A 25,797-nucleotide genomic window follows, 5' to 3' on the forward strand; every position below is an offset into this window, starting at 1 on the left:
TCGCGGCGAAAGGTGGCCGAGCGCTGCCCAAGGGTGGCCGCCAGGGTGAGGTGGCCGGCCGGGCCGCTGAGCCGGGAAGGCCCTGCGTCGAGCGGGCAGAAGGACGACCCGCGAGTTGCCCAGTTCTGCCGCCTGAATGCGCTTGCAGGCGGCAGAAGTGGGCAGTTCAGCATCGCGATCGTCGCCGTGAGGCGACCGCGGCGCAGCCGCGCGGGTCTGGCGCGCGCACGTGAGGCCGCCCTCGGCCGAAGCGGGCGCTTGCGCCTACGCCCTCAGCTCAGGCGCAGGGCGGCGATGACGCTCTGCAGGTGGGCGCGGGTCGCGGCCTGAGCGGCTTCGGGATCGCGGCGCACGATGGCGTCGATGATGGCGACGTGCTCCGGTCCGGAGACGCTCGCGCGGCCCGACTGGAACGACAGCCGGAACTGGTGACGGACGCTCTGGTTGCGCAGCCGCTCGATGATGCCGACGGCCGTGCTGTGAGCGCTGATCTCTCGGACCCGGCGGTCGAGCAGCTGATTGAGCCGCGAGTACTCGACGAGGTCGCCGTCCTCGACGGAGGCGATCAGTGCCGCGCGCAGTTCGCTGAACTCGGCGATCTCGGGATCGGTGATCAGCTCGGCGGCCTTCGCGGCGCAGAGCCCCTCGACGCCGATGCGCACCTCGAGGATCTCGATGGCCTCATCGACGGAGATCGCTCGCACGCGCGAGCCGCGGTTGGGCAGGCGGTCGATGAGTCCGTCGTTCGCCAGCTCGAACAGCGCGGTGCGGACGGAGGCCCGGCTCGCTCCGAACGACGCACTGAGGTCGGCCTCGATGAGGCGCTGGTTGGGTGCGAACTCCCCGCCGACGATGGCGTCGCGGATGGCCCGCGTGAGATCGGGCAGGGCGGATGCGCCCGTCGAAGGAGCGGAATCCGTAGCGATGTCGGTCATCCGACCGCCCTCTCTCGATGCATGCGCCCGGCGCCGGCCTGGGCGCCATTAATGTCTACAATCTCATGAACCAGGCTGTCGAGGGAGATATCATGCGGATCGCTGTCGTCGGGCTGGGCGAGGCGGGCCGCCTTTACGCCGAGGGATTCGCCGGTCTCGGGGCTCAGGTCTCGGGTTTCGACCCCGTTGCCGCGCAGGACCCGGAGGGCGTCCGACGCGACGCGTCCATCGCCGCCGCCGTCGGAGACGCCGACTTCGTGGTCAGCCTCGTCGGTGCCTCCTTCTCGAGCGCGGTGCTCGACGAGTCGCTCGCCTCCATGCCTGCCGACGCCGTGTTCGCTGACCTCAACACCGGGGCGCCGGCGCAGAAGGCCGAGCTGGCGGCCGCCGCCGCAGCCGCCCAGCGTCGATTCGTCGATGTCGCCGTCATGGCGCCTGTGCCGCGAGCGGGCGCGATGACCCCCCTGCTCGCGAGCGGGGACGGAGCGGAGCGGCTCGTCTCCGCCTGGTCGCAGCTCGGGGTCCCCGTCTCCGCCGTAGGTCCCGATGCCGGGACGGCTGCCGGTCTCAAGATGCTGCGCAGCGTGTTCATGAAGGGCCTCGCCGCCGTCGTCATGGAGGCCGCCAGCGCGGCCGAGATCGCCGGCTCCCGCGACTGGATGCTGGCCGAGATGGCGTCCGAACTCGGACCCGACGGGCCCGCACTCGTCGAACGCCTCGTCGACGGGACCCGCCAGCACGCCGCGCGCCGAGAGCACGAGATGCGCGACGCCGAGGCTTATCTCGGCACGCTGGCGGCGCCGGCCTGGGTCACGGGCGCGACGATCCAGTGGCTGCACGCGCTCGCCGAAGACCCCGCCTTCCCGACGGGCTGAGCGGATCCGGGAAGGACCCTGCTCCTGCGTCGTCCTCGAGGACGGGTCCACCCATCGTGTCAGCGGGCTGCTCCGGGTGACGCACCGAATCGGCGACGGTAGGCGCGATAGAAGGTCGAGACGTCGGTGAATCCGCAGGCGGTGGATATCTGAGCCACGCTCCGTCCCGCCCACTCCGGGCTGCGCAGTCGGTCATGGGCGAGTTCGAGCCGCGCCGACGTCAGCCAGCCTCCGAACGTCTCCCCGTGGGCGGCGAATGCCAGCTGCACGGTGCGGACGGAGCAGTGGAAGGTCCGAGCGAGCACCGACGCGGTGAGCAGACGATCAGCGATCCGCTCGTGTGCCGACGCCTTGAAGGTCGCAATCTTGGACGCCGACGGGGTGTCGGCAGACTCGGAGAGGGCACCGACGAGCTCCACCACCGCGACGCTCATGGCGCTCGCCGCAGCGGTCCGACCCGCCTCCATCATGTCTGCGAGCAGAGCGAACTGGGCGGCCAGATGGGCGCCGGCGCTGCTGGCGAGCGCCCGCTCGTCCAGTGAGCGCGTGTCGACGGCGCCCAGTGCCGCCCGGGGGATTCGGAGCGAGTAGAGGTGCATGCGCCGCCGAGGATCGAAGGCGAGACGGAACGGGGCGTCGTTGTCGAGCAGGAGGGGCATCCCGCCCGGAACGTCCCAGCTCCGCCCGAGATGCTCGAGGGTCCACGGGGCGCGACTGAAGTTGAGGAAGAGGGCGTCGTCGGGCAGCCGCCGCATCGCCGATCTATCGCGGAACGCCGGTGTGCCGGGCGTCGAGAGGAACCCCAGCTGCGTGGCCCCGAAGTCGATGAGGGTGAAGTCTGCGGGAAAGGCTCCGCTCGGCCGTTCCGGCCGCACGCCGACGTACACGTCGGACACTGCGTCGCAGAAGTAGTCGTAGTCGCGTCCTTCCGGCAGCGCTCTCGTGCTGCCGTGCACCGTGGGCGCAGGATCTGCGTTCATCGCCATCGACTTTCGCTGTGCGCCGCAGACCGCAGCGCGAACAGAATCTAGCGTGCTTGGCAGAGCATCGTCGCTTCTCGAAAGGACCTCGAATGGATACCCCTCGTCCCACTCTTCTGCTCGTCCACGGAGCCTGGCACGGAAGCTGGTGCTGGGCGCCCGTGGAGCGGCTTCTGACCGAATCCGGATGGACGGTGCAGACCATCGACCTCCCGACGGTGCACCACCCGGACAAGATCGGCATGCGCATGCAGAAGGATGCGGACGCCGTCGCCGAAGCGATCGCCGCGATCGACGGCGATGTCGTCGTGGTCGCGCATTCCTACGGCGGCGTACCGGTCTCCCAGGGTGCATCCTCGCCCAAAGTGCGGCACATCGTGTTCATCGCCGCCTTCGTGCTCGATGTCGGCGAATCCCTCCTCGGAGCCGTGGGCGGAGTCGCGCCCGACTGGTGGCACGTCGACGGTCCGCTCGTGACGGCAGGCGACGCGCAGCAGCCTCCTCAGCAGCTGTTCTTCGGCGATGTGAGCGACGACCTTGCCGACCGGAGCGCGGCGCGGCTGCTGACGCAGAGCGTGCTCGCCTTCACGGATGAGCTGACGACGGCCGCCTGGCACGACACGGATTCGACCTACATCATCACGGAGCAGGACGCGATCTTCCCGGTTCCGGCGCAGGAGGGGCTGGCCGCCCGCTCAGGGTCGTCGGTGTTCCGGCTCGATACGAGTCATTCCCCGTTCCTCTCACAGCCCGACGCGGTGGTCCGGATCATCGAGAACGCGGCCGGCTGAGCCCGGCTCAGGCTCGGACGGGCGCGCCGCGCAGACCTCAGCTCGCGGCGCGCAGTCGGGAGACCAGCTCGTCGACCGGGCCGTGGCCGAGCAGCTCGGCCTGCGGATCGAGCTCGAGCCACGGCTCGAGCACGAACAGCCGCTCGTAGGCGCGCGGGTGAGGGAGGGTGAGATCCGCCGTCTCGAGGGGCTCGCCGTCGAAGTCGATCAGGTCGAGGTCGAGCGTCCGATCGCCCCAGCGCTCCACCCGCACCCGGCCGAGCGACTGCTCGATCCGGCCGAGCGAGCGGAAGAAGTCGTCGCGGCCTGCGGTGGTCCGCACCAGGGCCACGGCGTTGAGGTAGGGCGGCGCACTCGGGTCCGGACCCGATGGCTTGATCGCGACGGACTCGAGGATCGAGGACAGCACGACCGACTCGGTGTCGGGAAGCGCACGCAGCTCGTCGGCCGCCGTGCTGAGGATCGCCTCCCGCACGCCGAGGTTGCTGCCGAATGCGACGACGGCGCAGTGGACGGCAGCGGCGCCTGCATCCCCGTCAGCCTGTGCGTCCTGCGTCACGAGCGGCTCCGGATGATCGTCACGCTCACGTCGGACAGGGCGACGGGCACAGGCGCTCGCGGCTTGTGGATGGTGACCCGGACGGACTCGACGATCGGGTAGGCCAGACCCACCTCGGCCACCCGCTCGGCGACTGCTTCGATCAGGTCGACCGGCTCCGATTCGACGGCGGCCAGGATCTCCCCGGCCAGGGTGCCGTAGTTGACGGTCAGGGACAGGTCGTTCGAGGCGCCCGCGGCAGCGAGGGAGAGCCAGAGGCGGACATCGATGATGAAGGGCTGCCCGAGCTCGCGCTCCCACCCGAGAACTCCGTGGTGTCCGTAGGCGACGATGCCCACCAGATCGATGTGGTCGGATGCTGAGGTGGTCATGGTCGTTCCTCTCGGGGGATGGCCGTTCCATCCTGCGGGTGGTCCGGTGCGGGGAGCTCCGTCTCGAGTCGTGCTCCGAGGGCGGCGAGCACCGGCTGCGCCTTGAGGATCATCTCGGCGATCTCCTCGTCGGGCTGCGACAGCGCCGTGATGCCGCCGCCCGTCCCGATCGTCGCAGTTCCACCGAGGCGGTCCAGCACGACCGTGCGGATGGTCATCGACAGCTCCACCCTGCCATCGATGCCGAGGAAGCCGAACGCTCCGGCGTACGGACCACGAGGTCCGCCTTCCAGCTCGGCGAGGATCGACATCGCACGCACCTTGGGTGCCCCGGTCATCGAGCCGGCGGGGAAGGCGGATCGGATCGCGGCGAGTGGGGTGCTGCCCGGCGCCAGCTGGGCGGTGACGGTGCTGACGAGCTGGAAGACGTTCGCGTACTGCTCGACCGCGAACAGCGACGGCACCCGGACCGATCCGAGCTCCGCGACCCGGGTGAAGTCGTTGCGCATCAGATCGACGATCATGAGGTTCTCGGCACGCTCCTTCTCGCTTTCGAACAGCTCACGGCGCAGCAGCCCGTCGGCAGCGGGATCGGCGCCGCGGGGTCGAGTGCCCTTGATCGGCCGGGTCTCGAGCGAGCCGTCGGGAGCGATCCGCAGGAACAGCTCGGGGCTGGAGCTGGCCAGCGCCAGATCGCCCGCGACGATCAGGCCTCCGCGCGGCGTCGGATTGATCCACCGCAGCCGGCGGTACACGGCCACCGGGTCCGCATGGACCGGCACGGTGATCTGGTTCGTGAGGCAGAGCTGGTACGCGTCGCCGGCGACGATCGACTCCTGGCAGGCGAGGATCATCGAACGGTAGGCGTCCGGCGCGTGCCTGAGGGTGCCGACCGCGACCGGATCGACGCGGGGGAGATCGACGCGGGGGAGATCGTCGACGGCCGCTCTCGGGGGCTGCGCCGATTCGACGTCGGTCGCGCGGTCGCGCAGCTCGAGCAGGTCGCGCTCGGTCCGATCGAGCCACTCGAGTGCGCCGTCCGTCTCGGCGAACGTCGTCAGGATGACTCGTCGCTCGACGTGGTCGAATGCGATGAGCCGATCGACGAAGAGCATCGCGGAATCCGGCGCGGCGTCCTCGGATGCGGAGAGCGCGCGCTGCACGTCGACGGCGGCGGCGCCCGATTCGTAGCCGAGCCAGCCCACCCAGCCGAGCTCGAACCGCTCCGATGCTGTCGCTTGCGCGCCGGGGGAGGACGTGCCGGACCCGACCCCCATCTCGACCTCGTCAAGGGCGTCGAGGATCGACCCGGCGAAGACCGCGGCGCGCGCCGACGAGGGGTGCTGCACCGAGACGGACGTGGGGGAGCCGATCAGTGCGTAGCCGGCCGGGCCCAGCTGACAGAGATGGCTCCAGCCGCTCGTCGCCTGCACTCCTGCGTCCAACCAGGCCGCGTGGGGCTGATCCCGCATCAGCGCGAGGAAGACGACTTCGGGCTCCAGCCATCCGCCGAGCTCGACGCTCGTGCGGGACGAGGCGGCGATGCCCTGGATCTCCGCGAGCATCGCGGCGGCGGTGCGAGGCAGCGCCTCGTGCCTGGTCAGCATCCCGCTCCTCCTTCGGCCCTCGGGAACCCCGATGATGGCACATCGTCTTCCTGCTCCGGGCTCGGTCCGCTTCCGCCCCCGGTCGTCGAACTGCCCAGTTCCGCCGGCTGAAAGCCCCTCCGAGCGGCAGAACTGGGCAGTTCACACAGGTGGATCGGGACCGCGCCGCGGTTCAGCGGACGGCGAGCGGCGGCAGCAGATGCTCGAGGTACTCCATCGACGACTCGGAGGACCGGACCAGGCTGCGATACGCCCCGCCGGGCGGCGCATCGGGGTGCCCAGGCGGGAGATAGCTGCGCACGAGCGCCTCCGAGACGCCCGCCGCGGCGCGACGGAGCAGCTCGATCCGCGGCATGGGCGAGCTCTCGTCGTTCGGCTCGACGATCGTCAGCGTGCCGACGACCACTCCCTGCACGCCGCGAACTGGAACGGCCAGTCCCCGCGAACCGGAGAAGATCCGCCCCGACGCGATCGCGTAGCCCTCGCGTTCCGCCGTGGCGATGGCGTGCCGCAGCTCGGCCTCGTTCTGGATCCCGTCGGGCGTGAGCGGCTGCAGCCCGCGACGGAGCACTCCGCGCAGCACCTCGTCGCCGGCGGCGGCGAGCAGCAGGATCCCGCCCGCGGAGTGCTGCAGAGGGATTCGGCCGCCGACGATCGACGCGTTCACGACGGCGTCGCGCGCCGATATCCGCTCGATCACGAGCACGTCGAGGTTCGAGCGCACGCTGAGCTGCACGTGCTGGCGGACGCGGGCCTGCACGGCGTGCATGTAGGGCAGCGCGATCTCGCGCAGTCCGATCGCGCCGGGGGTGCGGGTGCCGAGCTCCCAGAGCCTGTTGCCCATGCGGTAGCTGCGATCGGGCATCCGCTCGAGCAGCTGGTGGCCGACGAGCTCCGTGACGATGCGCTGGGTGGAGGACAGTGGGATGCCGCTGCGCTGGGCGATCTCGGTGAGCGTCAGGAAGGGCGCCTCGTAGCTGAAGGCCTCGAGGATGCGCACGGCGCGGCTGATCGCCGATGCGCCGTTCGACTGGTTCGCCATGCTGTCCTCCTCGACAGGTCGCTGGTGCGGGGGAGCGCTCGGCACCGCATCTCCGACACCGGAATCTTCCTCCCGTTCAACGGAAGGTTCAACCCGGGCGGCCGCGGACCGATCCTAGGCTCCACCCGCAGGGCGTCGACGACGAGGCCCTCGGATCAGTGAGGATCGATGATGACCGCAGACGCCAACGCCCCAGAGAGCCTCGCCCAGGCGATCGCCCGAGTCGGCAGCCCCGTCGAGCTGCTGCGCAACCAGTCCTGGCCGGCGATCACCTTCCCGATCGCCCCGGAATTCACCAACTGGCGCGACGAGCAGCGCGCCTGGAGCAGCACTGTCGCGGTGATGGACCAGTCGCACCACATGACGCAGCTCTTCCTCGACGGTGCGGATCTCCTCGACACCCTGTCCACGATCTCCCCGAACACCTTCACGGGCTTCCGCCCCGGCATCGCCAAGCAGCTGATCAGCGTCAACAAGGACGGCTTCCTCATCGGCGACGCCATCCTCTTCTACAACGCGGAGGGACCCGAGGGCCTGGTCCTGATCGGCCACCACATCCTTCTCGACTGGGTGCGCTTCAACGTCGAGAAGGCGGCGGCCGCCGGCAAGGACGCGCGCTACCGGCTCGAGGGCAACTCGAACATGCGCGAGGGCGACCCGACCTTCTTCCGATACCAGCTGCAGGGCCCCCAGGCGAACGCGGTCATGGAGAAGGTCTTCGGCGGCCCTGCGCCGGAGGTCAAGTTCTTCCACATCGCCGACGTGACCATCGCGGGCAAGCCCGTCAAGGCGCTTCGCCACGGCATGGCAGGTCAGCCCGGCTTCGAGTTCTACGGCGCGTACGCCGACGGCGAGACCGTGCACGCCGCGCTCATGGAGGCCGGCGCCGAGTTCGAGATCCGCCGGGTCGGCGCCAAGGCCTACTCGAGCTCGCCCCTGGAGTCGGGCTGGGTGCCGACGCCGTTCCCCGCGATCTTCGACGACGACTTCGCCGAGTACCGCGAGTGGCTTCCGGCCGCCCGCGCCGGGTCGATCGGCGGATCGCTCTACTCGAGCGACGTGCACGACTTCTACTTCACGCCCTTCGACCTCGGCCTCGGCCGCTCGGTCAAGTTCGACCACGACTTCCACGGCCGCGAGGCGCTCGAGGCGATCGCTGCCGACCGGAAGCGACGCAAGGTCACCCTCCTCTGGAACGCGGAGGACGTGGCGTCCGTCGTCCAGTCACAGGTCGAGCCCGGCACTCCGGCGAAGTTCCTGGACTTCCCGAAGGCCCGCTACGGCTTCTATCAGATGGACCGCGTGCTCCACGGGGGAGCCGAGGTCGGCATCTCCACCGACGCCGGCTACGTCGCCTTCGATCAGCTCTACATGTCGCTCGCCTCCGTCGACAACTCGGTGCCCGAAGGCGCCGAGGTCGAGGTGGTCTGGGGCGAGGACCCGGTCTCGCGCAAGCCGCAGGTGGATGCCGCTCACCGTCAGGTGCGCATCCGTGCCACGGTCGCACCGGCGCCGTACCACGACTACGCGCGCTCGGTCTATCGCCAGGACTGAGCCGTTCGGCCGTTCCGCGACAGCCGCGCGGAACGGCCGATCATCAGGCCGCCTGTTTTGTCGACGAGATTGTCGCCAATCGGGAAGGCGCGTGTTACTTTTGGCAGGTTCGAGTCCAATGGCGGAGCGAGATGCGATGACGCAGGTTCTTAGAGGGCGCAGCCTGAGGCAGCACAGCCTCGACGCGCGCATCCTCGCGCGATGCGGTGCCGAGGATGTCCGCAGTGGCGGCTGAGCTGGTCCTGCGGGACATCAACCTGCGCTTCGGCGGCATCAAGGTGCTGCAGGACGTGAGCATGGCCGTCGAGTCGGGCCGCATCTTCGGCCTCGTGGGTCCGAACGGCGCCGGCAAGACCTCGCTGTTCAACTGCATCAGCGGTCACTACCGCGCCTCGTCGGGATCGATCACCATCGATGGCGTCGAGACGAGTGGCAAGTCCGCCTCGCAGATGACGAAGTTCGGGCTCGCCCGCACCTTCCAGCACCCCGCCCTGCAGCTGCACGAGACGGTGCTCGAGAACGTGCTGCTCGGCGCGCACTCCACCCTCGCCGGCGGCCCCGTCTCGTGGGCGCTTCGGATGCCGTGGACGACCCGATCCGAGAAGGCGGCGCGCACGGAAGCCGCAGAGCTGCTCGAGCGTCTCGGCCTCGGCGATGTCGCGGACACGCCCGCCGGCGAGCTCTCGCCCGGCCTGCACAAGACCATCGAGTTGGTCCGCGCGCTCCTGTCCAAGCCGCGGCTCCTGCTGCTCGACGAGCCGGCCGCCGGACTGTCGCACACCGAGGTCGAGGCGTTCATCGCGTCCATCCGCGGCGTGCGCGACGACTTCGACCTCACCATCGTGATCGTCGAGCACCACATGGGACTCATCTCCGCGGTCACCGACCGCGTCATGGTGCTCGACCACGGCGCGACCCTCATGGAGGGAACCGCGCGTGAGGCGCAGTCCGACCCGCGGGTCATCGAGGCCTACCTCGGCCAGGCGAGCACGGCGGAGGTGAGCGGTGAGCCTGCTGGAGCTTGAGGACGTCTCCGCCTCATACGGCTATGCCCCCGTGCTGCACGGGATCAGCTTCGGTCTCGAGGCCAACCGCGCCGAGGGCATCCTCGGCGCCAACGGAGCGGGCAAGACGACCACCCTGCGCGCGATCAGCGGGATGGTCCCTGCCACCGGCCGCATCCGCTTCGACGGCGTCGACATCCTCGGCAAGAGCCCGGACCGGATCGCGCGGATGGGCATCGCCCACGTCCCCGAGGGTCGCGGGACGCTCGGCGGTCTCAGCGTGCGGGACAATCTGCGCATCGGCGCCTACCAGCGCAAGGATCGCAAGCAGATCGACGAGCACATCGAGTTCTGCCTCGACCTGTTCCCGAACCTGCGCGAGCGCATCTCGTCCAACGCCTCCGCACTGTCCGGCGGCGAGCAGCAGATGCTCGCGGTGGCGCGCGCGTTCATGGCGCAGCCTCGGGTGATCCTGCTCGACGAGGCGTCTCTCGGCCTGGCGCCCAGCACCGCGCAGCGCGTCTACGACGCTATCCGGCGCCTGCAGACGGAGACCGGCGTGGCGATGGTGGTCGTCGAGCAGAATGCGTCGCTCGCGTTCTCCGTCGTCGATCACGCGCTCGTGCTCGAGACGGGAAGGGTCTCGATCGAGGGACCGAAGGAGAGCCTCATGGGCATGGACGAGGTGCGCCGCGCGTACCTGGGAGGCTGACGATGGCGTACACCATCCAGTTGATCGTCGAGGGCTTCGCGACGGGGTCCATCTACGGCGCGCTCGCGCTCGCGATCGTCCTCGTCAACCGTTCCACGGGGCTGATCAACTTCGCGCAGGGCTCGATGGGGGTGCTCGCCACCTTCGTCGCCTTCGGACTGGTCCAGCTCGGGGCGCCGCTGCTGCTCGCGATGCTCGTCGCGTTCGTCTTCGCCTTCGTGTTCGGCGCCGGCGTCGAGCGATTCGTCGTCCGGCGCTTCGAGGGCGGTGATCCCGACACCGCGGTCGTCGTGACGATCGGCCTGTTCGTGCTCATCGCCGGCATCGCCGCGCTGATCTGGGGCTACGAGCCCCGACAGTTCCCCTCGCTGTTCCCGCCGCAGTCCATCGAGATCCTCGGAGTGTTCATCAGCCTGAGATCCGTCGGCACGATCGTCGTGCTCGTCGCCGTGATGGCGCTGCTCCAGGTGCTGTTCCGCTTCACCAAGCTCGGCCTCGCCATGCGCGCGGTGGCGGACAACCCGCAGTCGGCGTCGCTGTCCGGCCTTCCCGTCAGCCGCCTGCTGATGGTCGGCTGGGGTCTGGCGGCGGTCCTCGGCGCACTTGCCGGAATCCTCGTCGCACCGCAGCTGTTCATCAGTCCGACGATGCTCGACTTCGCGCTCGTCTACGCGCTGGCCGCCGCGATCCTCGGCGGACTCGACAGTCCGCTCGGAGCCGTGGTCGCGGCCTGGTTCATCGGCATCGTCGAGAACCTCGCGGGCGCCTACATCGACTTCATCGGCGACGACCTGAAGATCGCGGTGCCGTTCATCTTCATGCTCGTCATCCTGATCGCCAGGCCGCAGGGCCTCTTCGGCCGGAAGGTCACGGTGCGGATCTGATGAAGAACCTCCTCGCCCGCCCGATCGTGCGGCTGCTTCTCGCGGTGGTCATCGCCGTCGTGATCATCGTCGCGCCGATCTCCTCGAGCTCGTTCATCAACTACCAGCTCTCGCTGATCGCGGTCTTCGCCGTCGCCCTCCTCGGACTGAACATCGTCATGGGGTACACCGGCCAGGTCTCGCTCGGACAGAGCGCCTTCCTCGGCCTCGGCGCGTACATCGCGGCGTACGGTGTGCGCCAGGAGTGGCCCGTCGTGGTCATCTTCCTGCTCTGCTGCATCATCCCGGCGGCCGTCGGCCTGCTCGTCGCCCTGGCGGCCGCGCGCCTGCGGGGTCTCGCCCTCGCGATGGTCACCATCGCGCTGCCGATCATCGGAGTGCCGCTCGCCAAGCGCTTCCCCGACTTCACCGGCGGATCGGTCGGATCGACCGTCAGCTGGCTCGAGGCGCCAGAGGGATCGGGGCTCGCGGACGATCAGTTCCGGTACTACCTGGTCGTGGCGATCGCGGTGGTGCTGTTCATCCTCGGCCGCAACCTGGTGCGCGGCCGCATCGGGCGGGCATTTGCCATCGTCAAGTCGAACGAGGCCGTCGCCCTGTCGATGGGCATCTCGCCCTACCGATACAAGGTGCTCGCCTTCACCATCGCCTCCCTCTTCGGCGGCGCGTCCGGCTTCCTCTACATCGCGGTCGTGCAGTACACCTCGCCCGAGACGCTCAGCTTCGCGACCTCCATCAACCTGGTGGCCGCCATGGTGATCGGCGGCTCGGCGAGCATCCTCGGCACCGTGCTCGGCGCCATCTACTTCGTCATGCTCCCCGTGGTGGCCGGGCAGATCGACTCGTCCCGCACCGCCCTGATCTCGGGAGCGGCACTGCTGCTGGTGCTGTTCCTCCTCCCCGGCGGGCTCGTCTCGCTTCCCCGGCGCATCGCCCAGCTTGTCCGGGGCGGCCGCGGCGGTTCCCCTCGCAGCAGAGCAGCAGCAGACAGACCTCCGACCGGCGACACCGCACCACGCACCACCGCCGCGCCGGAAGCAGAGAAACAACCACGGTAGAGAGATAGAGGCAGTGTCAATGAAGAACTCCCTGAAGCCCAACAAGCGGGTGGTCGGCACGATCGCAGTGCTCGGCGTGCTCGCCCTGACGGTCACCGGCTGCACCCGCACGGCGACCGACGGAGGAGCCGGTGCCGGCACCGGAGCCGACGAGACCGCAGCACCGAGTCCCGGAATCACCGACACCACTCTCAGCCTCGGCATCAGCTCGCCGCTGAGCGGCCCCACTGCCGGTCCCGGCTCCTGCTCGGTCGCCGGCCTCGACTCCTACCTCGAGGCGCAGAACGCCGCGGGCGGCTTCGAGTTCGGAGACGGCAAGACCCGCGAGGTCACCCTCACCTACCTCGACGACACCTACGACCCGGCGAAGACCGTGTCGAACTTCAAGCAGCTCGTCGGTGACGGCATCTTCGCCTACGTCGGCGCGCTCGGCACGCCGACCAACGCCGCCATCATGCCGATCGCCAACAGCGAGGAGGTGCCGCAGGTGCTGCTCGTGACCGGCGCCACCGCCTTCTCCGAGGACCAGAAGGCCAACCCGTGGACGTTCGGCCTGCTGCCGACCTACTACGACGAGGCCAACACCTTCGGGAAGCTGCTCGCCGACGCGGGCAAGCCGATCACCGTCGCCGTGCTCTCGCAGAACGACGACTTCGGCAAGGACTACGTCGCCGGCCTGACCGACGCGATCGAGGGATCCGACGTCACCATCGTCGACTCCGCGACCTATGAGCCGACCGACACCACGCTCGACAGCCAGGTCACCCAGCTGGCCGCCAGCAAGGCCGACGTCCTGATGAGCGCCGTCTCGGTGACCCCGCTGCAGGTGGGCGTGCTCACCAAGGCGCAGTCCATCGGATGGCTGCCGCGCATCTTCCTCCCGTCGAACACCTCGACCCCCGGCACGATCCTCGAGCCCGGAGGAGCAACGGCCTACCCCGCCGTGTACTCCACCTCGCTGACCAAGGTGCCGGCGTCGCCGACGTTCGCCGAGGACGAGGACGTGAAGGCCTACAACGCGGCGTTCGCGGAGTACGGCTCGAAGATCGCGGCCGTCTACACGCCGCACTGCGCATGGAGCTACGCCGAGGGCGCGATCCTCGGTGAGGCGTTCAAGGGCATGGAGGAGCCGACGCGCGACTCGTTCATGACCGCCCTGAAGTCCATCAAGGACTTCCAGGCGCCCCTGCTGCTCGACGGCATCACGGTCGACACCACGCGTGACGACCAGCCCGCGATCAGCGGTCTGACCCTCGTGCAGGCCAGCGGCCCCGGCTACGCCCCGGCCAAGGCGTACTGAGAGCCGAACCAGCACTAAGCAGCATCCGATCGCCTGATCCGCGGGGGAGTCTCCTCCGCGGATCAGGCGATCGATCACGGATCAGGCTCGTCTGCACGGATCAGGTCGGCGCGACCTGATCCGCGTGCGAAAGCGCGGTGAGCCTGATCCGCGTCAGACGTCGCGCCGAGATCCCGACAGTGGATCTCCTGATCCGGAAAAGGCACATCGTGGAGTATCCGCTTCGTCCGCCGCGCAGCACGCCCGAATCCCGCGGAGCCGTTCCCCTGAACCCGCGGCAGGAGCGCCTGCGGGGCATGATCATCGACCGCGATGTCGTGGTCACGACGCGCGCGGGTCGGACCGTCGTGCTCGACGTCTATCGGCCCGAGAACGAGGCTCCGGCGCCCGCGGTCATCGCCTGGTCGCCCTACGGCAAGCACAATCCTGCCCCGATCGGTGTGATCTACCCCGAGAGCGGCGTGCGCCCCGACGACATCGGCGAGCTCACCACGTTCGAGGCGCCCGATCCCGACTACTGGGTGCCGTTCGGCTACAGCATCGTCATCGCCGACATCCCCGGAACCTGGAACGCCACCGGGCCGGCGTCCTTCATCTCGCCCGAAGAGGCCGAGGACTACTACGACCTCATCGAATGGGCAGGCACCCAGCCGTGGAGCAACGGCAAGGTCGGACTCTCCGGAGTCTCCTATCTGACTGTCTCCCAGTGGCGCGTCGCCGAGCTGAACCCGCCGCACCTCGCGGCGATCAACCCATGGGAGGGCTGGTCCGACACGTATAGAGAGGTAGCGCGCCACGGCGGCATTCCCGAGACCTCGTTCTGGCCCTACATCTGGGAGCGCTGGGGCGCCAGCCGCGGCCCGATCGAGGACCTCGAGCTCGAGACGGCCGAGCACCCGTGGTTCGACGACTTCTGGCAGTCCAAGGCGTCCGTCATGGAGCGGATCACCGTGCCGGCATGGGTCGTGGGCAGCTGGTCCGATCAGGGTCTGCACTCGCGGGGGACCCTCGAGGGCTTCCGTCGACTCTCCTCGTCGCAGAAGTGGCTCGACATCCACGGCCGCAAGAAATGGGGCGAGTACTACCTCCCGGCCAACGTCGAGCGGCAGAGGCAGTTCTTCGACCGATTCCTCAAGGGCGAGGAGAACGGCTGGGAGGACCGGCCCCCGGTCCTCTACGAGGTCCGCGAGCGCTACTACGTCGGCGAGACCTTCGGTGCGGAGTCCTGGCCGCTGCCCGACACCGCCTACACACCGTATTTCCTGGGCGCCGACGGGACGATGTCGACCGAGGCTCCGCGCGATGAGGATGCCGTGGAGTACGACGGACGCGGCAGCGGCCTGCGCAGCCATCGCGCGGAATTCGAGGTGCGCTTCACGGAGCGCACCGAGATCGTCGGCCACGCATGGGCCGAGCTGCAGGTGAGCGCACCGGACGCCGAAGACATGGACCTCTTCGTCGGCCTCTTCAAGAAGACCGCGGACGGCGAGGTCGTCGGCTTCCCGTACTACGCCCAGTTCGAGGACGGCCCGGTCGCCGTCGGCTGGCTGCGGGTGTCGCATCGCGAGCTCGACCCCGAGAGGTCGCACCCCTTCCTCCCGGTGCTCGCCCATCAGCGCGCGCTGCCGATGGAGAAGGATGGACCGACGTCGGTGACCATCGAGATCCTTCCGTCGGGGACGGTGTTCGAGGCGGGGGAGTCGCTCGTGTTCGTGATCCAGGGTCGCGACATCATGGACTACCCGCCTGCCGTCTATGCCCGCCACCACGAGACGGCCAACCGCGGTCGCCATCTCATCCACGTCGGGGGCGCCCACGCATCGCGGCTTGTACTTCCGGTCATCGGCGCGTGAACCCGGAGGACACCGCGACCGCCAAGCGGGCGCTCCGTGGCGAGATCCGTCGACGTCGCGCCTCCCTCACCGATGCGCAGCGCTCGGCTGCGACTGATGGCCTCACGCGAACTCTGATCGTCGCGACGCCCGAGGCGCGTCCGCTGACCGTCGCCTGCTACCTGTCGACGGCGGACGAGCCGAACACCCGGCCGTACATCGCGTGGGCGATCGAGCACGACGTGCGGGTCCTGCTGCCGATCAGCCGAGAGGACGGCCGGCTCGACTGGGTCGACGGCCGCGGCGAGGGGGAGATACCGGGGCTGTTCGGCATCGCCGAGCGATCGGGAGACATCCTCGGGCCGGAGGCGCTGGCCGAGATCGACCTCTTCGTGATCCCCGCGGCCGCCGTGGATCGCGCGGGCATGCGGATGGGGTGGGGCCGCGGCTACTTCGATCGCACCCTGGGCGCGCTGACCGGGCAGCCGCGGGTGATCGCTGTGGTGTTTGACGAGGACCTGTACGACGCTGTGCCCCGTGAGCCGCACGACCTGCCGGTGGATGCCGCGGCGACTCCGAGTGGACTTCACGACTTCGGCTCCTGACGCCGGTGCGCACCGCACGTCTGCACCGCACCTCCGCACCGTCCGGTCAGCCCCCGTGATGATCGGTGGGAGCGGCGCGACCGTCGATGCGGGCGGCCAGTGCGTCGATGCGGCGGATGCCCTCGTCGAATCGCGTGACGGCGGCCCATAGCTCCGGCTGATCCGCTCGCACGTCGTCGAGCGTCCTGCCCGCCGATCTCGCGGACGCCAGGTCGAAGCTGACGTTGGTGCGCGCCCCGGTGATCGCAGCGCGGATCGCGCCGCACGCGACGGCGACATCGGCCACGAGGGCGCGATTGCCGTGCTCGGCCAGCCACTCGAGATCCTCGATCGCCTCCAGCGCTGCCTCGCCGAGCGCGCGTGACGACTGGGCGGCGACGACGGACGCGGACCGGATGGCGTCGATGCGCTCGGCGCCATCCGGCAGGGAGAAGGCGGCGCCGAAGGCCTTCGAGCCGGCAGCGTCCTCATCGGCCAGGCGAACGGCGTCCTCTCGGCGTGCCGATGCGCGAGAGGTCAGATCCGCCAGTCGAGCTGCGAGCACGCCGTCCTCGACACGGCTGTATCCGGCCACCATGGAGGTCAGGCCGGCGGCGATCGCCAGCATGATGGCGGCGGCGGCGCCTCCGCCCGGCGACCCGGTTGACCGCGCTAGCCCGGCGAGCCACTCGCCCAGGGCCCGGTCCTCACTCGAGAGGTGCTCGGCTGCGGGTTCGGTCACGCGGGTGCCTCCATCGGCGCGAGTGGTGCTCTGTTCGTCCAGCCTGCCCGCCGGCCCGTCATCGCACCAGGGGATCAGGCGTTCGCGGCCGAGGCCTCCGCGTCCCGGACCAGTGCGATCGCCTCGGCGGCCAGTGCGCGGCCGTCGGCGTACGGCGCCCGCCAGATGCGCAGCAGATCGCTCGCGAACTCCGACAGGATCGACCGCGAGAACGCCTCCACGCCCACCGGGCCCTGATACCCCGCGGCGATCGCCGCGCGCACGACCGCGCCCGCATCCACGACGCCCGCGCCAAGGCCCCCTCGACCCGACTGACCGAGCTCGAGATATCCCAGTTGCGGAACTGTGTCGCCGACGGCGGCGAGCATGTCGCCCTCCTCGATCGCCATGTGGAAGCTGTCGAGGTGGATACGCAGGTTCGCGGATCCGCTGGCGGCGACGTAGTCGCGTGCCTGCTGCGCGGTGTTGATCATCGACGTCTCGTACCGGTTGAGCACCTCGAAGGTCATCGCGACGCCGCGCTCATCCGCGTAGTCGGCGACGGCGCCGACGTGCCGTGCGGAGCGTTCGAACATCTCGGCCGAGACCGCGGATTCCGGCCCGCCGAACAGCCCGTACGGGACGCCGTTGAGCTGCGTCCCGCCGAGCGACACGGTCGCATCCACCATGCGGCGGAGTGCGTCCTCTCCGCGCTGCCGGACCCCTGGGTCCTCCGACGACACATCCGCGTCGGGCGCCTGACCGGCGATCGGGATCGGTGACAGTCCCCATCGGCGGAAGGTGGCGTTCAGCTCGTCGAATGGTGTCGCCTCCGGATCGATCGGCGGCAGCACGACGTGGCTGTAGCCGAGCTCTGCCAGCGCCTCGAGAGCACCGTCGAGCGCGGGCTGTGCGAGGTCGGGGACGAGGACGTTGAGGTGGCAGGCGACGGAGAGGGGCATCTGGCGCCTCAGAAGGTCGGGAGGTCGAGACGCTTCTTGAACACCGAGTAGCCGTCGTCGACGTGCACGACGGTGCCGTTGATGACGTTCGACTCGTCTGACGCGAGGAAGGCGACCACGTTCGCGATCTCCTCGGGCTGGGTCATCACGCCGCGCAGCTGCTCGGACGCGAAGGTCTCTTTGAGCTCGTCGCTGAACTGGTTGATGATCGCCGTGCCGACGCGGCCGGGCGTGATGGCCACAGCGCGGATCCCGTACTCCGCGAGCTCGTAGGCGGCGGAGCGGGTGAAGGAGATGACGGCGGCCTTGGCCGCGCTGTAGGTGAACGCGAGCTCGGCCGCCTGCTCGCCGTAGATGGAGGACGTGCTGATGATGACGCCGCCGGTGCCCTGATCGCGGAACTGACGGCCCGCGGCGAGGATGCCGTAGTAGACGCCGTCCTGGTCGATGCGGATCATCGGCTCGTAATCGACTGCGGGATCGTGGTCGAGCAGGGGCTTGCCGCCGGCGATGCCCGCGTTGTTGAAGATGACGTCGAGCTTGCCGAACACCTCGACCGCATGGGCGACGAGCGCCTCCACCTCGGTGAAGACCGAGACGTCGACGGCGAACGCGCTGGATGATCCCTTGAAGCCGGCCGCATCGAGGTCTGCGACGACCTTCTCCGCATTCGCGCGGTTGATGTCGGCCACGACGACCTTCGCGCCCTCGTCGAGGAACTTCTTCACCGTCGCGAGGCCGATGCCGCTCGCGCCGCCGGTGATGATCGCTACTTTGCCGTTCAAACGCATGAGTGTGTGCTTTCCGTGAGGGGAGGGTGGCCGCGAGGGGGCCCGAAGAGTGAGGCGGCCCGGACGGGGAGAGCCCGGCCGGGCCGATCAGGTGGTGCAGGGCGATCCGGCGGCGGGGTCGCCGCCGGATCGCCGAGGGTGCAGCTGCTACAGCTTGTCCGACGGGGTGATGTCGGCGGCGTTGGCCTTGTCGACCAGCGTCGTGTCGACCGCGACGAAGTTCTCCGCGGGCATGGTGCCGTCCTTCTGGAAGGCGATGATGTCGTCGGTCACGGTGTCGAGCACCTCGGGCCACGGCTGGTTGATCGTGGCGAGGAAGCTTCCCCCGGCCTCGATCGCGGCGATGGCCTCGCTGGTGGCATCGCTGCCGGTCACCTTGGCATCGGAGCCCGCCTCGTCGATCGCCTTGGAGGCGCCGAGTGCGGCGTCATCCCAGCCGACCCAGACCGCGTCCAGTCCGTCCGGGTGCGCGGTGAGGTAGTCGGCGACGATCGCCAGCGCCTCGGTGCGACCGGTGGCCGGCGACTTGACCTTCTGGATCTCTCCGCCGGCGATGATCGCGCCTGCGGCCTTCAGGTCCTTCTCGGCCAGGCTCGCACGGAGGCGGATGCCGGGATGCGGGTCGTGGCCGATGACCATGATGTTCTTGCCTTCAAGCCCGCCGAGCGACTCGTCGAGCGCCCCCAGCGTGCTGTCGACGAGGCCCTGCTGGTTGGTGGTGATGTTGACGACGAAGGCGTCGGTCGCCTCGGTGCCGCTGTCCATCGCGAAGATCGGGATGTCTGCATCCTTCGCCGCGGTGATGATCGACCCGATGGACGCGTAGTCCGTGAAGCCGTCGAAGATCGCGTCGGCGCCCTGGCCGATGGCGCTCTCCACCTGGGGGTTCATCTTCTGGAAGTCGAAGTCGCCCTGGATCATCGTGAGATCCCAGCCGTTCTCGTCTGCCTTCGCCTGAACGGCCTTGACCCACCAGGCGCCGATGGGCGTCTGGTTGCCGGACGTGAATGCGATGACCTTGAAGGGTGCGTCGTCGCCGCCATCACCGGTTCCGCCGCCACCACCGGATGACGAGCATCCGGCCAATGCCAGTGCGGCGACCGCGACGAGTGCCGCGATTCCCGTTGTTCTCCTGCGCATGATCTACTCCTTTGTCGAAACTGCGTTCTTACTGTTGGTGCCCGAGAGAGTGGGAGCTCTGCTCAGCTGAAGGGGAGGGCGCTTGCGCTACCTCTCCCTGGTCTTGAGGCCGGAGAGCGTGACCGCCGCGATGATGATGAGGCCGGTCACGACCTGCTGGACGTACGAGTTGACGCCGAGGATGTTGAGCCCGTTGCTCATCACGCCGATGATCGCGACGCCGACCATGGTGCCGACGAGGTTGGCCTGGCCCGATTTGATCACGGTCATGCCGAGGAAGACCGCGGCGACGGAGAACAGCAGGTTGTCGCTGCCCTGCACCGCGCTGCCGCTGCCGAGGCGGGCGGCGAGCAGGATGCCGGCCACGGCGGAGATGAGACCCGCGGCGGCGAATGCCATCAGTCGGCCGCGGCGGACGTTGATGCCGGAGAGCCGGGACACCTCGACGTTGCCGCCGATGGCGTACCACTTGCGGCCGGTGGTGGTGAAGCGCAGCACTGCCCACAGCACGACCGCGATGGCGATGGCGATGTAGACCGGCAGCGGCACGTTGAGCAGGCGCCCCTGGCCGAGCGCGTTGAAGCCATCCGGCAGGTTGAACAGCGTCGTGCCCTGCGTGACGAGGTAGGCGAGCCCGATGACCGAGGTCATCGTGGCCAGCGTCGCGACGAACGCCGACAGGTTGAGGTAGGCCACCAGCAGTCCGTTGCCGATTCCGATCAGCAGCCCGACGACGAGCCCGATCAGGATGGCGGGGGCCATCGGCATGCCGCCGAGCATGAGCGACGCGACAGCGGAGCCCGAGAGGCTCGAGGTGGCGGCGAGGGAGAGGTCGAAGTCGCCGACCACCATGACCAGCGTCTGGGCGCCGGCGACGATGGCGAGGATCGAGACCTGGAACAGGATGTTGCGCACGTTCGTGAAGGTCAGGAAGACATCCGGGCGCATCGCGAAGAAGAACACGATCAGCGCGAGGAGGGCGATCGTGGTGCCACCCTGCACCAGGAACTTGCCGATCGAGGTGCGGGGCTGGACGGGGACGTTGGTCGTTGTCATGTCAGGCGGTCTTTCCGTAGCAGTAAGCGAGCAGCATCTCTTCGTCGGCCTCCGCCGACATGGCCTCGCCCGAGATCTGGCCCTCGTGCATGATGAGGATCCGGTCGCTCATGCCGATGAGCTCCGGGAGTTCCGAGCTCACGGCGATCACCGTGGTCCCGGTGGCGGCGAGGGCGCGGATGAGTCGGTAGATCTCGGCCTTCGTCCCCACGTCGATGCCGCGCGTCGGCTCGTCCATGAGCAGGACCTTCGGGTTGCGCGCCAGCATCTTGGCAAGCACGACCTTCTGCTGGTTCCCGCCGGAGAGCTCGCCGACCGGCTGGCGCGAGCTGCGCGCCTTGACCTGCAGGTCGCTCATCCCGCGCTTGGTGATGTCGGAGATGCGGCCACCCGACACCAGCCCTGCCGAGCTCACCGCGCCGATGTTGGCCAGCGCGATGTTGTCGCGGATGGACGCGCTGAGGATCACGCCCTGGCTTCGGCGCTCTTCGGGCACGAGCGCGATTCCGGCGTCGAGGGCACGGGCGACACCCGGGGAGCTCGGCAGGGCGACGTCTCCGACGGCGATGGTCCCGGCGGTGTGCTTCTGCGCGCCCGCGAGGATGCGCAGAAGCTCGCTCCGTCCGGAGCCGGCCAGGCCGCCGATTCCGAGCACCTCGCCCTTGTGCGCGGTGAAGGTGACGTCCTTGACCTTGCGCCCGTCGAGCCCGGTGACGGACAGCGCCACCGTCGAGGTCGCGGTGCCGCGGTCGGGATAGAGGTCGCCGGCTGCTCGGCCGACCATGGTCGAGATGACCTCGTCGATGTTCGAGTCGGCGACGTCCTTCGTGAGCATGGTCTCGCCGTTGCGCATGATGGTGAGGCGGTCGCAGAGCTCGAAGACCTCCTCGAGTCGGTGCGAGACGTAGACGATCGCGACGCCCTGCGCACGCAGTGACCGGAGCACGGTGAAGAGGTCCTTGATCTCCGTGTCGGTCAGCGATGCGGTCGGCTCGTCGAGGATGAGGACTCGTGCGTCGTTCGCGAGGGCGCGGGCGAAGGCGACCATGGTCTGCTGGACGGGGGAGAGGTCGCCGGCGAGCATCTTCAACGGGATCTTCTGGTTGAGCCGGTCGAGCTGCTCCTTCGCCCGGCTGCGCAGCGCCGCCCACTGGACGAGGCCTCCGCGGCTGGGGGTGCGCTCGCCGAGCATGATGTTCTCGGCGACGCTGATCGACGGGATGATCGACAGCTCCTGGTAGAGCGCCACGATCCCGGCGCGGTTGGCGACCCGGACGTTGGCGAAGGTCACTTCCTCGCCGTTGCGCAGGATGCGTCCGCCGTCGGGTGCGTAGATGCCGGTGAGCACCTTGACCATCGTCGACTTTCCGGCGCCGTTCTCGCCGAGCAGCGCATGGATCTCGCCTTCGCGGACGGACAGGTGGGCGCCGCTCAGCGCGTGCACTCCGTCGAAGTGCTTGACGATGTCGTGGGCCTCGAAGGCCGGCACCGCAGTGGTCGTGGGGGCGGGGGAGGTCGTGCTCATTCGGCGCCTCCTGCGACGGCACTGGTCGAGGCAGCGCTGTCGGCGATGTCGTTGCAGCGGATGACGACCTTGGCGAAGCGGCCGCTCATGTGCATGGCGAACGCCTCGGTGGCGTCCGCGAGATCGAAGACCGACTGGGTGAGCTCGGCCAGCTCCAGGTGCGGGAGGACCTGCAGGGCGCGGGGGAACGCGTAGGGCGAGACGAAGACGCCGGTGAGCGTCAGCTCCTTGAGATAGAGGTAGTCCGACAGGTTGAGCGGCATCTCGAACTCCGCCGGGTACATGGCGCCGTAGATCACGGTCGCGCCCTTCGCGGCGATGTCGAGCAGCCCGCGGACGGCCCGCGGCGATCCGGAGGCGTCGATGACGATGTCGTAGCCGCGGCCGTCGGTGATCTCGTCGGCGCGGGTGTACTGGTCCTCACCGACCGGATCGATGACGTGCTCGGCGCCGTGCCGCAGCGCCATCTCGCGGCGCTCGGCGATCGGCTCGATGAGGGTCAGAGAGGTGGCGCCGTGCATCTTGATGACCTGGAGGGCGAGCTGGCCGATCGGTCCGCCGCCGCAGATGGCGACCCGGTCGCCGACCTTGATGTTCGTCTTGTCGACGATGCGCACGGCGACGGAGGTCGGCTCGAGCAGGCAGCCTTCGAGCAGCGAGACCGTGTCGGGCAGCTTGTAGACCTGCGACTCGTGCCAGGTGATCGTCTCGGCCATTCCGGGACGGTTGTAGTCCTGGATGTGCTCGCAGAACTGCTGCTTGCCCTCGCGGCACGGCAGGCAGGTTCCGCAGAAGCGCAGGAAGTTGCCCGCCACCCGGTCCCCGACCTGCAGTCCGGTGCGGTGCGCCTTCTCGCCGAGCGCCTCGATGACGCCGGAGATCTCGTGGCCGAGCCCGATCGGCACGTCGGTGCCGAAGAAGCCTTCGGCGAGGTGGGGGTCGGATCCGCAGATGGCGGCGTAGGCGACGCGGATGCGCACGTCCTCGTCGCCGAGCGGCTGGTCGGGGAAGTCGACGACGCCGACCTGCCCCCGTGCGGACTCGTCGGGATCGCGCAGGCTGCCGATCCGTGTGACTGCGACTGTTCTCATCTGTCTCTCCGTCGAGATCTGACGTGCCTGGGGGTGTCGTGCGGGGCGTCGTGCTGTGTGCCTGGATCCTGGCCGGTCACGCCGGCCGAGCGTCAGGGCTTGGCGGCGATGGCGCGGCGGGTGGCGGCGATGGTGGCCGTCAGGCCGTAGCCGTGCTTGTCCCTGAGCTCCTCGTCGCCGCCGAAGCCGGCGTAGACCTGGGGGATGCCGAGCCGCTCGAAGGCGGTGAGGTGGATGCCGCGGTCGACGACGACGTCGGCGATGCGGCTGGCGAGTCCGCCGTAGGCGAGGTGGTCTTCGACCACGACGAATCGTCCGCCGGTCTCCTCGGCGCACTGCACGACGAGGTCGGCGTCGATGGGCTTGAGCGTGAACATGTCGACGACGCGAACCGATCGGCCGTCTTCGGCGAGCGACTCAGCGGCCTCGAGCGCCTGGGCGACGACGGTGCCGTGCGTGAAGATCGTGACATCGCTGCCTTCGCGGGCGACGATGCCCTTGCCGATCCGGATGTCGTGCTGGCCGGGCTCGTAGAGCACCTTGTCCGACTTGCCGACGGCCAGTCGGATGTAGAGCGGGCCCGTCATCGACATGGACTGGCGCAGGATCTCCCCGACCATCGCGGGGTCGCCGATCGAGGTGACGGTCATGTTGGTGAGCGCGCACATCAGGGCGAGGTCCTCGACCGCGTAGTGCGTCGAGCCGCCGTTGCCGACGAGCCCGCCGTGGGTGCCGATGATCTTGACGGGGAGGTTGGGGTAGCAGACGTCGGTGCGGATCTGCTCGAGCGCTCGCATGGAGAGGAAGGGCAGCATGCCGGACACGACGGGGATGTTGCCGTCGTAGGCGAGGCCGGCGGCGATGCCGACGCAGACCTGCTCCGCCAGGCCGACGTCCACGAAGCGATCCGGGTACTTGTCGCGGAACTCGACCAGGGTCGCTCCGATGTCGGGGGTGAGGACCCACAGGTTCTCGTGGGTCTCGCCGAGCTCGGCGAGGGTGGTCCCGATCACGGATCGGGCGGAGAGCATCTCTCCGAAGGTGAATGTGACCGGCATCAGACCGTCTCCTTCTCAGCTGCGCTGCTGTGCGTGCGTCCCGACTCGAGGGCGGCGAGGGCCCGGGCGAGGTCGGTCGGATTGAGCGATCCGGCATGCCAGGCGAGGTTGGCCTCCATGAAGTCGACGCCCTTGCCCTTGACGGTGTCGCAGATGATGACGGTCGGACGGTTGCTGTCCGTCGCCGGGAACCGGTCGATCGCGCTGACCAGCTCGCCCATGTCGTGGCCGTTCACCTGGATCACGTTCCAGCCGAACGCCGCCCACTTGTCGGGGTAGGGCTCGAGGACGACGCGCTCGCCGTCGAAGCTGGTCATCAGCTGGCGGTTGCGGTCGACGAAGGCGACGAGGTTGCCGAGCTCGTTGCTGCGGGCGGCCATCGCCGCCTCCCAGACCGAGCCCTCGCCCGTCTCGCCGTCGCCGAGCAGGCAGACGACGCGGTGGGTCTCGCCGCGGTGGCGGGCGCTGAGGGCCATGCCGACCGCGATCGGCAGGCCGTGGCCGAGCGATCCGGTGGATGCCTCCACGCCCGGCAGCTGCACCTTGCACGGGTGCATGCCGTAGGCGGAGTCGAGCAGTCCGTAGGTGTCGACGATTCCCTCGTAGGAGAAGAAGCCGCGCATCGACATCGCGATGTACATGCACACCGCCGCGTGCCCCTTGCTCAGCAGGAACCGATCGCGGGTGGGGTTGCTGATGTCGTCGGGATCGACGTGCAGGCCGTAGTGGAACAGCGCGGTGAAGATGTCGGCCGACGACAGGTCGCCGCCGATGTGCACGGCGCCCTCGTAGGTGCCGCAGAGCTGCAGCAGCTTCGATCGGAGCTCGAAGGCGAGATCCTCGAGCTCCGCCACGGAGTGGCGCTGCTCGGTCTCCATCAGGTCGTTGTCCATCTCATGCCTCCTCGTTGATGACAGTGAGAGCCCGGCGCGAGCCGGGTTCCGCGTCATCCTTGACACGTGAAATCCGTTCCCTCCGAGCATTCCTCAGAGGGCGATTCGGCGACAGTAGCACAGGGTTCTTTACAGGTAAACATACGAAGCGTAGGCTCACCGCAGATGCGACGAGGACGTCGGATCCGGACTGGATCCGGACGTCCTCCTCGTGGTCAGCGAGTCGAAGGAGACGCCGCCATGCAGGTACAAGACCTCAGGGTACCTGAAATTCCGCCCACCGCCACGGTCGGCGTGCTTAGGATCGCTGAGCGGCCGATCAGCGGGCGCGAAGCCGCTGCGCAGCACTGCTGATCCACACCGCGTCGATGCGTCACAGCATCTGATCCACAGAGCCTTCGCGCCGACGGCGCGAACGCGGGACGTCACCCGGCGTCCCGATCAACACACGAGCACAAAGAGGTGACGGGTC

General features: G+C 69.0%; 25 protein-coding genes. 10 read left to right on the forward strand and 15 right to left on the reverse strand.

Annotation, left to right across the window (positions count from 1 at the left end; genetic code table 11):
* Positions 1-272 precede the first annotated feature (272 nt).
* Positions 273-935 carry a GntR family transcriptional regulator gene (locus E6C64_RS14915; protein WP_136428261.1) on the reverse strand — a complete coding sequence of 221 codons (663 nt, stop codon included), beginning with the start codon at positions 933-935 and terminating at the stop codon, positions 273-275.
* A 92-nt stretch (positions 936-1,027) separates the two neighbouring features.
* Between E6C64_RS14915 and E6C64_RS14920 the strand changes: the two genes are divergently transcribed.
* Positions 1,028-1,810, forward strand: coding sequence for an NAD(P)-dependent oxidoreductase (locus E6C64_RS14920; protein ID WP_158437879.1), 783 nt, complete (start codon positions 1,028-1,030; stop codon positions 1,808-1,810).
* 59 nt (positions 1,811-1,869) lie between these two features.
* Here the strand turns inward: E6C64_RS14920 and E6C64_RS14925 are convergent, their stop codons facing one another.
* Complete coding sequence (locus E6C64_RS14925) at positions 1,870-2,796, reverse strand: helix-turn-helix transcriptional regulator (protein ID WP_136428263.1); 927 nt, start codon at positions 2,794-2,796, stop codon at positions 1,870-1,872.
* 86 nt (positions 2,797-2,882) lie between these two features.
* On the opposite strand from E6C64_RS14925, the gene E6C64_RS14930 reads away from it, so the two are divergent.
* Complete coding sequence (locus E6C64_RS14930) at positions 2,883-3,581, forward strand: alpha/beta fold hydrolase (protein ID WP_136428264.1); 699 nt, start codon at positions 2,883-2,885, stop codon at positions 3,579-3,581.
* A 37-nt stretch (positions 3,582-3,618) separates the two neighbouring features.
* On the opposite strand, the gene folK is transcribed toward E6C64_RS14930, so the two are convergent.
* The 4 genes from folK to E6C64_RS14950 all read right to left on the reverse strand — a co-directional run bounded on the left by folK (position 3,619) and on the right by E6C64_RS14950 (position 7,160).
* On the reverse strand, positions 3,619-4,140 hold the full coding sequence (folK, locus tag E6C64_RS14935) for a 2-amino-4-hydroxy-6-hydroxymethyldihydropteridine diphosphokinase (protein WP_136428265.1): 522 nt from the start codon (positions 4,138-4,140) through the stop codon (positions 3,619-3,621).
* Positions 4,137-4,511, reverse strand: coding sequence for a dihydroneopterin aldolase (gene folB, locus E6C64_RS14940; RefSeq protein ID WP_136428266.1), 375 nt, complete (start codon positions 4,509-4,511; stop codon positions 4,137-4,139). Before folB ends, folK begins: the two co-directional genes overlap by 4 nt.
* Complete coding sequence (gene pabB, locus E6C64_RS14945) at positions 4,508-6,118, reverse strand: aminodeoxychorismate synthase component I (RefSeq protein ID WP_199241051.1); 1,611 nt, start codon at positions 6,116-6,118, stop codon at positions 4,508-4,510. Before pabB ends, folB begins: the two co-directional genes overlap by 4 nt.
* Before the next feature lie 172 nt (positions 6,119-6,290).
* The gene (locus E6C64_RS14950; protein ID WP_136428267.1) at positions 6,291-7,160 is read right to left on the reverse strand and encodes an IclR family transcriptional regulator; all 870 of its coding nucleotides are present in this window, start codon (positions 7,158-7,160) and stop codon (positions 6,291-6,293) included.
* Between the two features lie 171 nt (positions 7,161-7,331).
* Here E6C64_RS14950 and E6C64_RS14955 point away from each other — a divergent pair, with 171 nt between their 5' ends.
* From E6C64_RS14955 to E6C64_RS14990, 8 genes are all read left to right on the forward strand, one after another.
* Positions 7,332-8,714, forward strand: a complete 1,383-nt coding sequence (locus E6C64_RS14955) for an aminomethyl transferase family protein (RefSeq protein WP_233255646.1) — start codon at positions 7,332-7,334, stop codon at positions 8,712-8,714.
* A 224-nt stretch (positions 8,715-8,938) separates the two neighbouring features.
* The gene (locus tag E6C64_RS14960) at positions 8,939-9,739 is read left to right on the forward strand and encodes an ABC transporter ATP-binding protein (RefSeq protein WP_199241052.1); all 801 of its coding nucleotides are present in this window, start codon (positions 8,939-8,941) and stop codon (positions 9,737-9,739) included.
* Positions 9,720-10,430 (forward strand): ABC transporter ATP-binding protein, encoded by a 711-nt coding sequence (locus tag E6C64_RS14965; RefSeq protein ID WP_136428270.1) that lies wholly within the window; start codon positions 9,720-9,722, stop codon positions 10,428-10,430. Before E6C64_RS14960 ends, E6C64_RS14965 begins: the two co-directional genes overlap by 20 nt.
* 2 nt (positions 10,431-10,432) lie before the next feature.
* Positions 10,433-11,314: a branched-chain amino acid ABC transporter permease gene (locus E6C64_RS14970; protein ID WP_136428271.1), complete on the forward strand. Its 882-nt coding sequence runs from the start codon at positions 10,433-10,435 to the stop codon at positions 11,312-11,314.
* Entirely contained in the window at positions 11,314-12,372 is a 1,059-nt protein-coding gene (locus tag E6C64_RS14975) for a branched-chain amino acid ABC transporter permease (protein ID WP_136428272.1), read from the forward strand. Before E6C64_RS14970 ends, E6C64_RS14975 begins: the two co-directional genes overlap by 1 nt.
* Before the next feature lie 19 nt (positions 12,373-12,391).
* Entirely contained in the window at positions 12,392-13,672 is a 1,281-nt protein-coding gene (locus E6C64_RS14980; protein WP_136428273.1) for an ABC transporter substrate-binding protein, read from the forward strand.
* A 137-nt stretch (positions 13,673-13,809) separates the two neighbouring features.
* Entirely contained in the window at positions 13,810-15,525 is a 1,716-nt protein-coding gene (locus tag E6C64_RS14985; protein ID WP_136428274.1) for a CocE/NonD family hydrolase, read from the forward strand.
* On the forward strand, positions 15,522-16,109 hold the full coding sequence (locus E6C64_RS14990; protein ID WP_136428275.1) for a 5-formyltetrahydrofolate cyclo-ligase: 588 nt from the start codon (positions 15,522-15,524) through the stop codon (positions 16,107-16,109). The genes E6C64_RS14985 and E6C64_RS14990 overlap by 4 nt, the downstream gene beginning before the upstream one ends.
* Before the next feature lie 46 nt (positions 16,110-16,155).
* Here the strand turns inward: E6C64_RS14990 and E6C64_RS14995 are convergent, their stop codons facing one another.
* The 9 genes from E6C64_RS14995 to E6C64_RS15035 all read right to left on the reverse strand — a co-directional run bounded on the left by E6C64_RS14995 (position 16,156) and on the right by E6C64_RS15035 (position 25,325).
* A complete protein-coding gene (locus tag E6C64_RS14995; protein ID WP_136428276.1) occupies positions 16,156-16,830 on the reverse strand; it encodes a cyclodeaminase/cyclohydrolase family protein in 675 nt (224 codons plus the stop codon).
* A gap of 74 nt (positions 16,831-16,904) precedes the next feature.
* Positions 16,905-17,771 carry a sugar phosphate isomerase/epimerase family protein gene (locus E6C64_RS15000; protein ID WP_136428277.1) on the reverse strand — a complete coding sequence of 289 codons (867 nt, stop codon included), beginning with the start codon at positions 17,769-17,771 and terminating at the stop codon, positions 16,905-16,907.
* Positions 17,772-17,779: 8 nt separating this feature from the next.
* On the reverse strand, positions 17,780-18,556 hold the full coding sequence (locus E6C64_RS15005) for an SDR family NAD(P)-dependent oxidoreductase (RefSeq protein WP_199241053.1): 777 nt from the start codon (positions 18,554-18,556) through the stop codon (positions 17,780-17,782).
* Positions 18,557-18,709: 153 nt separating this feature from the next.
* Positions 18,710-19,702 carry a sugar ABC transporter substrate-binding protein gene (locus E6C64_RS15010; RefSeq protein ID WP_136428279.1) on the reverse strand — a complete coding sequence of 331 codons (993 nt, stop codon included), beginning with the start codon at positions 19,700-19,702 and terminating at the stop codon, positions 18,710-18,712.
* An 87-nt stretch (positions 19,703-19,789) separates the two neighbouring features.
* A complete protein-coding gene (locus tag E6C64_RS15015; RefSeq protein ID WP_136428280.1) occupies positions 19,790-20,758 on the reverse strand; it encodes an ABC transporter permease in 969 nt (322 codons plus the stop codon).
* 1 nt (position 20,759) lies between these two features.
* Positions 20,760-22,283: a sugar ABC transporter ATP-binding protein gene (locus tag E6C64_RS15020; RefSeq protein ID WP_136428281.1), complete on the reverse strand. Its 1,524-nt coding sequence runs from the start codon at positions 22,281-22,283 to the stop codon at positions 20,760-20,762.
* The gene (locus E6C64_RS15025; protein WP_136428282.1) at positions 22,280-23,374 is read right to left on the reverse strand and encodes a zinc-dependent alcohol dehydrogenase; all 1,095 of its coding nucleotides are present in this window, start codon (positions 23,372-23,374) and stop codon (positions 22,280-22,282) included. The genes E6C64_RS15020 and E6C64_RS15025 overlap by 4 nt, the downstream gene beginning before the upstream one ends.
* Positions 23,375-23,466: 92 nt before the next feature.
* A complete protein-coding gene (locus E6C64_RS15030) occupies positions 23,467-24,432 on the reverse strand; it encodes a transketolase family protein (protein ID WP_136428283.1) in 966 nt (321 codons plus the stop codon).
* Complete coding sequence (locus tag E6C64_RS15035; protein WP_158437881.1) at positions 24,432-25,325, reverse strand: transketolase; 894 nt, start codon at positions 25,323-25,325, stop codon at positions 24,432-24,434. Before E6C64_RS15035 ends, E6C64_RS15030 begins: the two co-directional genes overlap by 1 nt.
* Between the last annotated feature and the right edge of the window lie 472 nt (positions 25,326-25,797).

Origin of the sequence: Naasia lichenicola, from assembly GCF_004801885.1 — a bacterium.
GTDB classification, from domain to species: domain Bacteria; phylum Actinomycetota; class Actinomycetes; order Actinomycetales; family Microbacteriaceae; genus Naasia; species Naasia lichenicola.